Raw genomic sequence first — 14,573 nt, forward strand, 5'->3', positions numbered from 1 at the left:
AAATTGTTGGTAGCTCATTGCTTGTTGAGCAATGTTGCCTAAACTCGCCTCCCATTTAGCGGTCAAATCGGGGCTAGCTAAGCCCTCTGGTAAAACACTAATAAGTGCCAAGCCTGTTTGTGTCGCTTTAATTGATTTACCTTCGCGCTTTAAAAAACGACGCCTAAATAATAATTCAATAATGCCTGCGCGGGTTGCCTCTGTTCCTAGCCCATCGGTCTCTTTGAGTATTTTTTTAATTTGTGAATCTTTTACATAACGACTAATGCCGGTCATGGCACTTAGCAATGTTGCATCAGTAAAATGAGACGGTGGCGTAGTGTGTTTTTCTACCACTTCACCTTTAGTGCAGTTAAGTGCCATGCCTTTTGTTAAATGAGGCAAGGTTGCTTCATCTTTTAGCTCGGCTTTGCCCATTAATACCTTAAACCCTAAGCTTACATCTTGCTTTGCATTGGCTTTAAATAAACCTCCCGCAATTGTTACCTCTACTTTAGTTTCGTTATAAATATAATCGGGGTAAAACTGAATTAGGTAATGCCTGCTAATAAGTTGATATACTTTTGCTTCATCAGCCGCCAAAGTCGCTGTTTTTAGTTGTTTAGCGGTAGGTACAATTGCATGGTGTGCAGCCACTTTTGCATCGTTAAAACATTTGCTGCGTTTTTTAGCGTCTGCCCCATTCACAAACTCAGTGTTTTGACCGCCATTAGCTGCAATTGCTTTTAAAATTGCAGGCGCATCTACATGATGCTCTTTAGGCAAATAACGATTATCAGAACGAGGGTAAGTAATTAACTTATGACGCTCATAGAGCGTTTGGCAAATATCGAGTACTTGCTGAGCTGCCATACCAAATGCCTTTGCAGCATCTATTTGCAGTGCCGATAAATTATAAGGCAGCGGCGCGCTTTGTTTTTTTTGTTTTTGTTCAAGTGCTGTAACCTCACCTGGTTGATTGGCTATTCGCGAGGCGACGTTTTCGGCTAATGCATTATTTAAAACGCGGCCCTCTTCATCTTGGTACGGCTCGCAGGCTTTGCTTGGTACCCACTTGGCCACAAAGCTTTGCTGCTCAGGGGTTATTAAATGCGCCAACACTTCATAAAATGGTTTTGACACAAAGTTAGCTATTTCGTTATCCCGATTAACCACTAAACCTAAAATTGGGGTTTGTACGCGACCCACCGACAACACATTGCCAAAGCCTGCTTTTTGTCCCGCCAGCGTATAAGCACGTGTAAGGTTCATACCAAATAGCCAATCTGCACGTGAACGCGCAAGCGCCGACACACTAAGCGGAATAAATTCACGATTTGAACGCATAGTAGTAAGCGCTTTTTTTACCGCCGCTAAATTTAAATCACTTATAAGTAAACGCTGAATGCTTTGCTTTTTGGTTTTACTTATTTTGGCTTGTTCTATGACTTCATCAACCAACAATTGGCCTTCGCGATCGGGATCCCCCGCATGCACGAGTACTGATGCCTGCTTAATTAGCTTTTTTAAAATAGTTAATTGCTTACGCGTTTTCGTTTTTGCCTTGAGCTGCCATTGCTGTGGCACTATGGGGAGGTGCTCAAATTGCCACTTTTTAAAACGCGCATCATAATCATCAGGTTCAGCTTGCTCAAGTAAGTGCCCTATACACCACGAGACACAGTCACCATTAGCCACTTCTATATAACCATCGTGTTTTTTATGTGGTTTTGGCAATGCATCAGCAATAGCTCTGCCAAGTGATGGCTTTTCTGCGATATAGAGTTTCATGGGAGTTGCTCATTAACTGTTTATATGAACAGTAGTTTAGCACAGCTATTTAGAAGGTGGAGCGCTTTCTATTTTTGAGGGGGTATTACTTTTTTTAGCGAAAAGCATAATTAAAGGTAAATAACACACTATGACGGTGCCAATGTTGATAAAGGGCATTAACGTTTTGTAAATAATGGTGCTGTACGCTAAATCCCAAAGGTGACGGTCAACTAATCTGAATAATTGTAATATAGGTGCGCCAATAACCACTAACTGACCAATAACGCATTGCCATAAATAAACTTTATCTTTTATTCCCCAATAAGCTATTAACGCCATCCATATAATATCGGTAGCCGCCCATACTAAATAACGATAGATATAAATATCGTCAAACTCTCTCAAGCTAGAGGCTGTTATCCCCCCAAAGAAGAAAAAAGCGACGGTCAGTAATGCAAACCTAAAGGCTAAGTAATCTTTAAATATAAAAAATATAAAAAGAGCCGGGCTTAGCATAAAGACCCAGCTTTTACTTAAAATACTAACGAAATACAAAAACCAATCAGGCAAAATGTTTTACCTTATTTTTCTTTTGTATCGTCGTCGGTACCATCACCATTACCTGGCATATCACAATATTTAATTATAACTTTCACAGCGCATCCATTACATATGTTAAGGAAATGTACTTTAAGCTAAAATAATGAGCTTGCCAAGATACTTAGGCGATTAAGTACCTTAAAAAGAAACTTAATTAGAGAAATTAGCGCCCGCTACTCGCCTAGCGCACATCAATAGGGTCTGACTCTTTAGCCTTACCTTGTAAGATTGATATTTCTACTCGGCGATTTCTACGCCTATCTTCGTTTGAATCATTCGGAACAAGTGGACGAGTATCAGCACGCCCTACTACCATCATGCGGTTTTTATCAAACCCTTGTACTGTTTGTAATTCGCTTGCTACTGCTACAGCACGCTTTGACGATAAGTCCCAGTTATTAATATATAACTCGTTAGAAACCTGAAAATCATCGGTGTGACCCGATACCGTAATTTCTCCAGGTACATCTTTTAATAACTCACCAATATCTTGAATTATGGGCTTAAACTTAGGTTGTAAAAAAGCACTGCCAGAGGGAAATGAGCCATTTTCACGGATACGAATAATGATTTGCTGCCCTAAAGATTCAAGCTCGATTGCACCGTCGATAATTTGTTTTTCGAGCTGTTGCGCTATTTTTTTCACTAACTCGTTAGTTTGTTCTTGATCGGCGGCTGAAGTTGCTTGCTCTGAAGATTGCTGCTGCGATGTACTACGTGACTCGCCACCACGTTTATCGCCACGTTGCTCTTGTCTACCACCAGCAGAGCTTTCATCACCCGCTTGAAACTCTAACATTTGCTGGGTCATTTCAACGGTTTGTTGCTGAATGGTTTCTATCGGGGTAGGTTCAGGCTTACCTGGGGTAAATTCCATCGCAATAACCGAGGTCCCTTTAGGGATATCTTTTACTTCTATTTTGTTTTGCACACCAAATGCAAACTTCATCGAGCCAGCTATTTGCTTAAATTTAAGTACATCCATTTCTGAAAACGCGAGCAAAAGTACAAAAAAGCACATTAAAAGCGACATTAAGTCGGCAAATGTTCCCATCCAAGCAGGCAGACCTGGTGGTGGGCATTTGCACTCTTGATCAGACATGGTTACTCCTCGGTATCTACTTTGCGCTTAGACTCAGCAAGGTAGTTTTTCAATATACCTTCAATTACTTTCGGGTTTTGGCCATCTTGAATACCTAAAATAGCATCCAGTATTAGACGCTGATTCATGGCTTCTTCGTCTTTACGAAGCTCAAGTTTTACCTGAATAGGAATAGCCACTACATTTGCTAAAAATGCACCATATAAAGTAGTTAATAATGCCACCGCCATTGCGGGGCCAATGGCTTTAGGGTCATCCATGTTAGATAACATAGCAACTAAGCCTATTAACGTTCCTATCATACCCATTGCTGGGGCTATATCGGCAAGTGACTTAAATAAACCGGCGCCCAGTTCGTGACGAGTTGTGGTTAAAGAAATGTCTTTTTGAAGCGTGGCACGAACTACATCAGCATCGTGGCCATCAACGAGCATATCTACACCTTTGCGCATAAAAGGGTTTGGTATTTCGGCTTCTTCGAGGGCTAAAAACCCCCCTTTACGGGCTGAATCAGCAAGTTCTACTGCTTTTTCAATCAGCTCTTCTGGCGATTCGATTTTAAACATAAATGCTTTACCAACAACCTTACCTATGCCCAAAAACTGCGACAAGGTAAAGTTTGATAACACAATAAATAGTGAGCCACCAAATACAATTACACTAGAAGGCGCATCGGCAAACATCCCCATTTCACCGCTACTACTCATAAACATGGACATGACAATTAAACCAATTGCGCCAAGGATCCCAATTATGGTTGCTAAATCCACATTTCCTCCAAAGTATTATACTTTGTTATTCAAACTTTTATTATTAACTGCTTATCGGCAAGATACTGAAATACTTAAGCCATTTTTGAAAAAAGTGTAAAACACTGTGTTTGGCCTAATTTTAGATCAAGATACCCTACTCGCCTAGCGACTGATTAATTTTATTGTACACAGTGAGCACTAATACGCATCTTATACTTGGTAAAAATACGATTTAAACTGATATAACTCAAAAAACAACGATCATCCTTTGACCTAGTTTAGCATTCCCCCTAAAATTGGCTCCTAAATTTATCATGCTGGCTGAAATTAAACATGGCGACTAAAAAACCTGAAAACCTAAGTTTTGAACAAGCACTCGAAGAACTATCAACCATTGTCGGTGAAATGGAACAAGGTGATTTATCGCTTGAGCAGTCGTTAAAGCAATTTGAGCGTGGTATAGCCTTAGCTAACGCCTCAACGGGTAAGTTACAACAAGCAGAACAAAAAGTGTCTATTTTGATGGGTAATGACGAAAAAGCAGCGCTTACTTCATTTAACAACGATATGGAATAACCGTGAGCATACAAGAAAAAATAGAATGTGCTCAACAAGATGTCGTAAAGACCCTGCAACAGTACTTTGATCAACCCCTTGATACCGCACACACAGTAAAAGAAGCTACGCAGTACGGCTTATTTAACGGTGGCAAGCGTTTACGCCCCTTTTTAGTCTACGCAAGTGGCGAAATGCTCGGAGCTAATAAGCAAGATTTAGATATTCTTGCTGCTGCTATTGAGTGTATTCATAGCTACTCGTTGGTGCACGATGATTTACCAGCCATGGATGATGACGACCTTCGCCGTGGACGCCCAACTTGCCATATAGAGTTTGACGATGCGCATGCAATTTTAGCAGGCGATGCACTACAAACATTAGCCTTTGAGCTTATCTCGACTCACAATTTCACCTGCAGCGCATCAACACAAGTAAAAATGATCAGCGCACTGGCTAAAGCATCGGGGCTTGAAGGCATGGTCGGCGGGCAAGGGCTAGATATTGCAGCCACAGATAAAGTGATTACAGTACAACAGCTTGAACGAATTCATAAATTAAAAACGGGTGCCTTAATCAACTGTGCCATTACATTGGGTGCATTATGTAGCGAAAAAGCAGACAAACAAACCTTAGAAAACTTACGTGTTTTTGGGTATGCTATAGGGCTGGCATTTCAAGTGCACGACGACATTTTAGATGTTGAAGGTGACACATTTACTTTAGGTAAGCCACAAGGCTCTGATTTAGCTGCTAATAAAGCAACTTATCCGGCCCTATTAGGTATGCAAGGTGCCAAGCAAATGGCGCAAAATTTAATAGAGCAAGCGCATCAAGCATTAAACAAAATAGATGCTGATACCTCTACTCTAGCGGCGCTGGCAAACTACCTGATTAAACGTGACCATTGAGTGTTACATATACGTATTGCCATTTAGCACTGACATTATTACTCAACAGCGGTAACAACTAATAAGTTAGCACCGGTGTTAGCGAAGGATAAAATAAATACCATGACACTTGATAGTAGCAAGTATCCATTACTTAACTTGGTTGACGAACCAGCCCACTTACGCGATATAGCGCAAGATAAACTCCCTGCGTTTAGCAACGAGTTACGAGACTATTTACTCAACTCTGTTTCGCAAAGTAGCGGCCATTTAGCGTCTGGTTTAGGAACTGTTGAGCTTACCGTTGCTCTACATTATGTGTATAACACACCAGAAGATCGCCTTGTATGGGATGTAGGCCACCAAGCGTACCCGCATAAAATTTTAACGGGACGACGCGATTTAATGCATACAATTCGCCAAAAAGACGGATTACATCCATTCCCTTTTCGTGAAGAAAGCCAATACGATACCTTTAGCGTAGGCCATTCAAGTACCTCTATTTCGGCAGCGCTTGGTATGTCTATTGCGGCTCAAAAAGAAGGTAAAGGCCGCAAAACTGTTGCTGTTATAGGCGATGGCGCCATTACAGCAGGTATGGCATTTGAAGCAATGAACCACTTAGGCGATGTAAAATCTGACATGTTAATCATTTTAAATGATAACGAAATGTCGATTTCTGAAAACGTCGGTGCGTTAACTAATCACTTTGCGCGTATTTTATCTGGCAGCTTTTACACAAATATTCGCGAAGGCAGTAAAAAGTTACTCTCTGGCGTGCCTCCTGTTAAAGAGCTTGCCAGTAAAGTAGAAGAGCACCTAAAAGGAATGGTTATTCCAGGTACCTTTTTTGAAGAACTAGGTCTTAATTACATTGGCCCAATTGATGGCCACGATGTAAATATGCTCGTAGATACACTGCGTAATATGCGTAATTTAAAAGGGCCTCAGCTTTTACATATAAAAACCCAAAAAGGAAAAGGCTATAAACCCGCAGAAGCTGATCCTATTGGCTATCACGGTGTGCCAAAGTTTGACCCTAATACATCAAGCTTACCTAAATCTAAACCTGGCGCCGCCACTTTCTCTAAGGTGTTTGGTGATTGGTTGTGTGATATGGCCGAGCAAGATAAAAAATTAATGGCTATTACCCCAGCAATGCGTGAAGGCTCAGGTATGGTGCGTTTTTCAAAAGAACACCCAGAGCAGTATTTCGATGTAGCCATAGCAGAGCAGCACGCTGTCACATTGGCCGCCGGTTTTGCCTGTGAAGGGTTAAAACCCGTTGTAGCTATTTACTCGAGCTTTTTACAACGTGCGTATGATCAACTTATCCATGATGTTGCACTGCAAAACTTACCTGTGCTTTTTGCTATAGACCGCGCTGGTATTGTAGGCGCCGACGGCGAAACACACCAAGGTGCGTACGACTTAAGCTTTATGCGCTGTATTCCCAACATGGTTATTATGGCCCCAAGTGATACTAACGAGTGCCGCCATATGCTTTATACCGGTTATAAAGCTAATTGCCCTGTAGCAGTTCGCTACCCTCGTGGTAGTGCCGGTACTGCCGATATTCAAAGCGAAATGACGCTACTAGAAATAGGCAAAGCCAATACCATTAAGCAAGGTGCTAAAATTGCTATTTTATCCTTTGGTACTTTGCTTGAAAACGCGCAACTTGCTGCAAATGAGCTAGGGGCAACGCTAGTTAATATGCGCTTTATTAAGCCACTTGATACAAGTTTATTAGATGAGCTTAGCCAAACTCATGATGTAATAGTAACGCTTGAAGACAACGCTATTTGTGGTGGCGCAGGCTCAGCGGTTAATGAATATTTAGCAGCGCAAAAAGCCAACCTAAAAGTGCTTAACTTAGGTATTCCTGATGAATTTATTAAGCACGGCACACAAGCGCAAATGCATGATGAAATGGGCTTAGGTGAACAAGGCATTTTAAATTCAATAAAATCGTTTATCGCTTAATTATTTTTGCTAGCTAGTTTTTAAAGGGAGCCTGATGGCTCCTTTTTTGTTTTTTATTTTTAAATATTTGCATCCAATGTGTATTTCTACGCGTTATCTCTATGAGGTTAACACAGTAAATAGTACGTACTGAGGAGTATAAACAGGCACGTTATTTACTTTCATTTGATGGAATATTAAAAGGTAAAAATGATGAAAAAAGCTAATTTAACTCACCTTCATACACAAAACATTTCACTTAAACGCCCCCTTTGTTTTTCAGCATTAGCGCTTGGGATAGTACTTGGTATTTCAGGGTGTAGCGGTGATGATGGAGAAAACGGTTTAGCCGGTACGCCGGGAGCAGATGGTCAAGATGGAAGCGATGGCACAAACGGTAACCCCGGCTTTAGTGCTGCCACGTTTATTTTAGCTAATAACGGTGAGCAAAACGCAGGCACTGTTGATTTAATAAACCAGAACGCTGCCAAATTAAAAACCTTTAATACCACTGCAAATGAAGGCGTAGCCTTTGATAGCCTCGGTAATTTAATACAAGCAAGCGACAGCGAAAATGGTAGCATTAAAACTATATGCCAACTTGCCAATCGCGATGATGGTGCAAGCTTTAGTACTAATCAAGACCGTGAAATTACAGGCCCTGCCACTACATTGGTTAACCCTAAGGGCATAGCGATTGCAAAAAATAGCGGGCTGATATTTATAGCTGATTTTGGTGCCATGCAAATTACCACATTTGGCAGTGCTGCAGCGGGAGATGCCGCGCCGCTTGCTACTACTGTTACCGAAGCCGCCCCGTGGGATGTTGATTATGACCACGTAAACGACCGACTTTATGTAGCACTTACCAACGGTGATGTCGCGGTTTACGATAATTTTGTAAGCGGTGAATTTACCGCTATGCCAAGTCGTACTATTACACCAAGCGATGCCGATGGTGTGCAAATATCGGTAAATATTCACGGCATTGTTTATGATGAAACCACCAATAAACTTATTTTATCGGATGTTGGTAGCGCATCAGATGCTACCGATGGCGCGCTTTTTGTTATTAATAATGCCTCAACTGCGCAAGGTAATACATCTGTTGCACGCAGTATTTCAGGCCCTGCGACTATGCTAGGCAACCCTGTAGATATTACCCTTGAGGGTAGCGATTTACGTGTGGCCGAAAAATCAAACGATGCAATTTTAGTGTTTAGTAATATATTTGCCGGTGAAAGTGGCGATATAGCGCCCGATTTAAATACTGCGTCTACTAAGCCAGAGTCAATTACTAACACGCTAACTCAAAGCTCAATGGCTGATATATCAGATAGTACTGAGCCTAATATGGCGCTATTAGGCGTAGCCGTATCCAGTAATCCAAGCACTGCGGGTGATACAACAGGCCAAATTAGCCGTTTAAATACAGCATTAAGTAGCGAACTTGCAAGCTATAATGCAAGCCAAACGATAGAAAGCGTTAGCTTTGATAAAGCAGGTAATAGCTACGCAACATTCGATAATGCCAGTACAGGAATGGGCGGAATCGTCATCTCTACTAAAGTGGCTTATAACCGTGATGGCGAAACATTTAACGCCAGCCAAGATAGACTGATTTCAGGAAGCAATACAGGCCTTATTTCACCTAAAGGATTAGATATTGCCTCCGATAGTGGAATGATTTTTGTGGCTGAAAATAATGAAACCACGCCGAGCATTGCTATATTTTCAAGCTGTGCCACCGGCGATGTATCACCTCTTATGACCTTAACTTTTGCCAATAATGCACGCCCGTGGGATGTTGATTACGACAGTAACACTGACCGCGCTTTTGTTGCGCTAACTAATGGCACTGTAGCGGTATTTGATCAAGTTAAAAATAAGCTACTAAGTGGCGAGACCACAATAAGTACAGAAGATAGATTAATTACACCTGCCAATAATTCACAAGCACTGGCAGCGCCTACCAATATTCATGGAATAGATTACGACTCATTAAGTGGTGCGTTAATACTTTCTGATGTAGGCAGCGCAGCCGTTGCTGACGATGGCAAAATTTATGTATTAAATAATACCGCAAATGCCTCGGGACTAGTTAATATAAGCGCGACGATTAGCGGGCCCAATACATTATTAGGAAACCCTGTTGATATTATGTATAGCGGAACCGATTTATACGTTGCCGAAAAGTCTAACAACGTAGTTATGCGCTTTAATAATATTTTAAGTACCGCAGGGGGAGATATAAGTGCCGATGCAAGTATGGCATTTAGTGCACCTGAGTCAGTGGCTATTTTACCAGCGTGGCTAAACCAGTAATTAAATAGCGTTACCCTCACCATGCCTAACCTACTTTTGTAGGTTGGGCATTATCGCATCCACACTTTAATATCTGCTAAGCCATTACTTTGTAAAATACCCAGCTGCTGATCTACATTCGAATTTTGCTCAAACTCAAACGCATCCAACTGTTTATCAAACGTAATATTTGCCACACCGTCACCACCGCGTTTTTTAACCTGATGAAGCGCTATATCGGCTAAGTTTATCGACGTTTCCCAGCTTATTACTTGCCCACCTAAAAGCGGCAGTGGGTAAAAAGACCACCCCAATGAAGCCGTAATATTGGTTGTTTTACCATTTGGTAATTGAAACGAATTTAATGCGATTGCTTGGCATAAATCAGAGGCATAGCTGTCAATCATGTTGCACTTAAAATCGCGCAGCAATAATAAAAACTCATCCCCACTCCAGCGTGCTACATAGTCAGAGCCTTGGGTACGCGAATTAAGTAACGCTGCCATTTGTTGTAAGCAGCTATCTCCTGCTATTGGGCCATACGCATCGTTTATACGGCTAAAGTTATCAAAGTTGATAATAAGCAGTACAAGTGACTTACCTTGCGCTTGTAAAGACTGTGCATTACGTTGGAAGTGCTCAATATCTTTAGGGAGCTGATCAAACAAAAAGCGGCGGCTACGTAGCCCTGTAAGCTCATCTGAGTGACTAACTAGTTTAAGCTGTGAGTTTACTTGGCCTAATTTATCGTTAGCTTGGCGCAGCTCTAATGTACGCTCTGTAACCAGCGCTTCGAGTACTTCTTGCTTACGGCGCTCTTGCGCTCTAAATACCCAAAAAATAAAGTAAAACAGTAAAATAAACCCACTAACAATTAGCAATCTAAAGTAAATAGTTTCGTCAAAGCGCTGCGGTACTACAAATGCATACTCGACAGTTTGCGCTCTGTCCCAATCTTCGCCTTGGCGTTTTGCCTCAAGCTCAAATAAAAATGACCCCGCCGGTAAATTTGTATAAATGGCTTCTCGGCGTGCATTAGCATAGCGCCAATCGCTATCTAACCCACTTAACTTATATCTAAACTCAATACTATTTGGCGCATAATAATCGATGGCGGTGTACTTTAACGTTATGTCGCGCTCATCAGTATCTAGTAAAGGCTTTTCGCCCAATGCTGCGGTAGTTAACGCGCGCAGTGGTGTGGTTAGTGTTTCTACTTTAGGCTTTAATACATTTAGGCCAAATAGCTCGGTATTTTTAGGTATTTCTACAATGCCTTGTAAGCTTGGGTACCAAATTGAATAATCGGTCATGGCAACGGCATCGTGTCCTAAACCGTTACAACACTGGCTTGCTTTACCATCGAGCTGCCTATCAAAAGAAGAAATAACCTCTTCCACTTTTAAGCTCGACACCTCTGATTTAAATTGCGCTACTGGCATACGGTAAACACCTTTCATGGTACTTACCCATACACGCTTATAAGTTTCGTCATACTCTAGGCTAAAAATAGAGCCATAGGGTAAGCCGTTGGCTGCATCTAACTGTCGCCAATGCCCTTGTAAACTTCTGTAAAATAAGCCGTCATTAAGCGAGCCAATTAAAATACCTACACCATCTATATGTAATACGCTGGTGATGTATGCACTTTCGAGCGAAGTTTGGTCACCTATTTTTTCAATGCCACGGTCAGTAAAGTAATATGCCCCTTTACTGGTCCCTATTACACCAAAGTTTGCTTTATCGAGCACATACGTTATAAATTTACTGCCTAAAAAGGCATTGTATGCAAAGGGTGTTAACCCGCCATAACTCAGCCTATACAAGCCACGCCCTGTACCTATCCAAAAACCGCCTTTGCTTGATGGGCTAATAGCAAATACCGGATTGTCGCGCAGCGCTCTGCCAGGAAAACTGTATAGTTTATCTTGCTCGTAAAAAAACAGCCCTCGTCCGGTCGCTATATATAAACGCGAGCCATCAAACTGTAAGTCGTGTACTGTTGCGCGGCCAAATTGCGCACTGGGTATTTTATTGACAAAGTTTTTATTTAAATCGAAATAACCAATACCACTTTTATTTGCCACCCATAAATTACCATCGGGCGCTTGGCTAATTGCCATAACGGCCTCTGTCATTTGCGATAAAGCAGAGTGGCGCTCAATACGCCCTTCGTGTGCAAGCCATAAGCCTTCGCTAAAACTTGCAAGCCAAATATTATTTTGGCTATCGCGGTAAATATCGGCAAACCAAATACTTTGATCTAGCTGACTTGGCTCAACCCATTGCCATTCACCCGACTTAGCTCTAAAAAGCAGTCGTCCATAAGTAGAAACCCATAAGCCACCATTGGTGTCGCTCATAAATTTATACACAGCTGAGTTATTCGCATTCGGAAGCGGGAAAGGTCTTAGTTCATCGTCTAAATCTAAAAAGTAAGCACCCAGTTCAGAGGCTAAATATAAATTACCATTTAAAAAAGACAGATCATGAACAATGGTTTGTGCTAACCGCTCAGGCAATGACACCTTAGCTGTTAACTCCAACCTGAGTTTTGAAAAATCCGAGGCGCTTTTAGTTAAGCGTAGTAAATGACGGTCGTTGACAAGCCAAATCCCCTCTGGAGAAAGCGCCATTTGACTAACCGACCCCACTATTTGGGTGATCACAGTGGCATTTACAATAGGAACGAGTTCGTTCGCTTTATCACGTAAATCAACTTGGTTGCGGTCTACATAATAAAGTCCATTAGCTGCAATCCAAATGCTGCCCTTGGCATCTTCTAATATGTCTCTAACTGGGCCTTTAATATTAAATTCTTGTGCGGCAAGCGTTTGCGGGTTTATGACCACCAAGCCACTTTTAGTGCCCACCCACAGATAGCCATTACTATCTATGAGCAGTTTATTAATACCATTGCTTGGCAAAAAAGGACTATTTTGTGTGTTGTAATTAGTAAAAGTTGTGCCGTCAAAACGACTAAGACCAAATTGCGTTCCGACCCACATATAGCCTTGCTGATCTTGCACAACACTTTTTAGCGATTGCGAGGGCAAGCCATCTTTGATATTCCATTGCTTAACAACGTAATCAGTAATAGAAGCCCAACTTGGCATGGCACACAACATAAGTACACATACCAGTAAAAATCGCATCATTTCGCTGCCACCTAGTTAAACAAATAAAACACAAAAATTAAAAGGGTAGTAAACCTGCTTTTATTAACGCTTGCAAACAAATAAGCGAAAAAATACCGGCAAGTACATCATCAGCCATTATACCCACGCCGCCGTCCATTCGCTTATCGAGCGTTTTGATCGGGCCAGGTTTGGCAATATCAAAAAATCTAAATAATAAAAAGCCTACAAGTAAGGTTTGCCAACTAAGCGCTGCACCAATCATCGTAATGTAATAACCCGCAACTTCATCCCACACTATGGCTGGGTGGTCGTGCACACCTAAATCATCGGCGGTTTTGCCACACGCCCAAATACCAAAAATACTAATAACCACGGCAAACACGATTTGTAGCCAAAGCGGAAAATACATGGTCATAAAAATAAATGGTAAAGCAGCAAATGTACCAAAGGTGCCTGGCGCAACAGGCGCAAGGCCAGTGCCAAACCCTAGGCCAAATAACTGGTGCGGGCGCTTTAAATTAAACTGTTTTTTGCTAGTCAAACCTGCTCCTTGGCAAAGTGCTCAAAGCCCTGTTGCTCAAAATTAAATTTTTCACCGTGGTGTAAAAGCTCAATGTGCCCTTCGCCACTTTTTATTTGCCCTATGCACGTTGCTTCTACGCCGTATTGACGTAATTTAAGCTCCAACATGCTTTTATTATCTTCAGAGACAGTAAAAAGTAATTCGTAGTCATCGCCATAGCCTAAAATATACGGCAATTGCGCCTCAAAGTTCAGGCTTGAACGCATAGCGTCAGAGGTTGGGATGTTTTCAATATTTATACTGGCGCTGACTTGTGACATATCAAGTATGTGGGTTAAATCCGCCATAAGGCCATCAGACACATCAATAGCTGATGAAGCAAGGCCACGTAATACTTGCCCTGCAGCCACCCGTGGAGTGGGGTAATCAAAGCGGCTATTTATGTACTTTAAGTGCTCAGGCTCAATACTTAGGCCACGCTTGCGAGATTCAATAGCCAAGCCGGCATCACCTAGCGTGCCGGTTACACATACCCAGTCGCCCACTTTAGCACCTGCACGGCGTAAAGCTTTGCCCTCTGGCACAGTGCCTTTAGCGCATATAGTAACTGTTAAAGGGCCCTGCGTAGTGTCGCCACCAATTATTTGTACATTAAAGTACTCAGCAATTTCGTGCATTCCCTCAGTAAATTCTTCAATCCACTGCTGGTTAATATTTGGTAAGGTTAATGCCACCGACACCCAAGTAGGCTCAGCCCCCATGGCTGCTAAATCACTTAGATTTACGGCCAGTGCTCGGTGTCCTAATGCTCGGGGAGAAATGTCATCAAAAAAATGAACACCCGATACAAGCGTATCAGTTGTTACTGCAAGTTGGCAGTTTTGCGGAACGGTAACTAATGCACAGTCGTCCCCTATTCCTAGGCTTACATCACGACGAGTTATACCACGACCTTTAAAGTAGCGGTTTATTAATTCAAATTCCTTCATA

At 41.9% G+C, this 14,573-nt stretch carries 11 protein-coding genes; 4 read left to right on the forward strand and 7 right to left on the reverse strand.

Annotated elements, in window-relative coordinates; all coding sequences use genetic code 11:
• The 4 genes from B2R65_RS01575 to pomA form a co-directional block, all read right to left on the reverse strand.
• The coding region (locus tag B2R65_RS01575) for a DNA topoisomerase III (RefSeq protein ID WP_286740535.1) at window positions 1-1,770 on the reverse strand (1,770 nt) is incomplete at its 3' end.
• Window positions 1,771-1,815: 45 nt separating this feature from the next.
• Entirely contained in the window at window positions 1,816-2,322 is a 507-nt protein-coding gene (locus B2R65_RS01580) for a hypothetical protein (protein WP_286740537.1), read from the reverse strand.
• A gap of 211 nt (window positions 2,323-2,533) precedes the next feature.
• Window positions 2,534-3,454 (reverse strand): flagellar motor protein MotB, encoded by a 921-nt coding sequence (locus tag B2R65_RS01585; RefSeq protein ID WP_004586875.1) that lies wholly within the window; start codon window positions 3,452-3,454, stop codon window positions 2,534-2,536.
• A gap of 2 nt (window positions 3,455-3,456) precedes the next feature.
• Complete coding sequence (pomA, locus tag B2R65_RS01590; RefSeq protein WP_004586874.1) at window positions 3,457-4,224, reverse strand: flagellar motor protein PomA; 768 nt, start codon at window positions 4,222-4,224, stop codon at window positions 3,457-3,459.
• A gap of 315 nt (window positions 4,225-4,539) precedes the next feature.
• On the opposite strand from pomA, the gene B2R65_RS01595 reads away from it, so the two are divergent.
• The 4 genes from B2R65_RS01595 (at window position 4,540) to B2R65_RS01610 (ending at window position 9,941) form a co-directional block, all read left to right on the forward strand.
• Window positions 4,540-4,782, forward strand: a complete 243-nt coding sequence (locus B2R65_RS01595) for an exodeoxyribonuclease VII small subunit (RefSeq protein WP_004586873.1) — start codon at window positions 4,540-4,542, stop codon at window positions 4,780-4,782.
• 2 nt (window positions 4,783-4,784) lie between these two features.
• The gene (gene ispA, locus B2R65_RS01600) at window positions 4,785-5,672 is read left to right on the forward strand and encodes a (2E,6E)-farnesyl diphosphate synthase (protein ID WP_286740544.1); all 888 of its coding nucleotides are present in this window, start codon (window positions 4,785-4,787) and stop codon (window positions 5,670-5,672) included.
• Between the two features lie 102 nt (window positions 5,673-5,774).
• Complete coding sequence (gene dxs / locus B2R65_RS01605) at window positions 5,775-7,637, forward strand: 1-deoxy-D-xylulose-5-phosphate synthase (protein ID WP_029773765.1); 1,863 nt, start codon at window positions 5,775-5,777, stop codon at window positions 7,635-7,637.
• A 192-nt stretch (window positions 7,638-7,829) separates the two neighbouring features.
• Window positions 7,830-9,941 (forward strand): hypothetical protein, encoded by a 2,112-nt coding sequence (locus tag B2R65_RS01610; protein ID WP_286740567.1) that lies wholly within the window; start codon window positions 7,830-7,832, stop codon window positions 9,939-9,941.
• A 50-nt stretch (window positions 9,942-9,991) separates the two neighbouring features.
• Here B2R65_RS01610 and B2R65_RS01615 read toward each other — a convergent pair whose 3' ends face one another.
• The 3 genes from B2R65_RS01615 to thiL are packed head-to-tail and all read right to left on the reverse strand — an operon-like array spanning window position 9,992 to window position 14,572.
• Entirely contained in the window at window positions 9,992-13,078 is a 3,087-nt protein-coding gene (locus B2R65_RS01615; protein WP_029773767.1) for a ligand-binding sensor domain-containing diguanylate cyclase, read from the reverse strand.
• 37 nt (window positions 13,079-13,115) lie between these two features.
• Window positions 13,116-13,601 (reverse strand): phosphatidylglycerophosphatase A family protein, encoded by a 486-nt coding sequence (locus B2R65_RS01620; RefSeq protein ID WP_024031690.1) that lies wholly within the window; start codon window positions 13,599-13,601, stop codon window positions 13,116-13,118.
• Window positions 13,598-14,572 (reverse strand): thiamine-phosphate kinase, encoded by a 975-nt coding sequence (thiL, locus tag B2R65_RS01625; RefSeq protein ID WP_004586867.1) that lies wholly within the window; start codon window positions 14,570-14,572, stop codon window positions 13,598-13,600. The genes B2R65_RS01620 and thiL overlap by 4 nt, the downstream gene beginning before the upstream one ends.
• Window position 14,573 lies beyond the last annotated feature (1 nt).

The sequence above is a fragment of the Pseudoalteromonas sp. UBA2102 genome (assembly GCF_002331165.1).
Classification (GTDB): Bacteria; Pseudomonadota; Gammaproteobacteria; order Enterobacterales; family Alteromonadaceae; genus Pseudoalteromonas; species Pseudoalteromonas atlantica.

Coding starts and splice junctions, on each gene's coding strand:
- thiL (WP_004586867.1), bottom strand. CDS start 14,572: ATGAAGGAATTTGAATTAATAAACCGCTACTTTAAAGGTCGTGGTATA.
- B2R65_RS01585 (WP_004586875.1), bottom strand. CDS start 3,454: ATGTCTGATCAAGAGTGCAAATGCCCACCACCAGGTCTGCCTGCTTGG.
- B2R65_RS01615 (WP_029773767.1), bottom strand. CDS start 13,078: ATGATGCGATTTTTACTGGTATGTGTACTTATGTTGTGTGCCATGCCA.
- B2R65_RS01610 (WP_286740567.1), top strand. CDS start 7,830: ATGAAAAAAGCTAATTTAACTCACCTTCATACACAAAACATTTCACTT.
- dxs (WP_029773765.1), top strand. CDS start 5,775: ATGACACTTGATAGTAGCAAGTATCCATTACTTAACTTGGTTGACGAA.
- B2R65_RS01595 (WP_004586873.1), top strand. CDS start 4,540: ATGGCGACTAAAAAACCTGAAAACCTAAGTTTTGAACAAGCACTCGAA.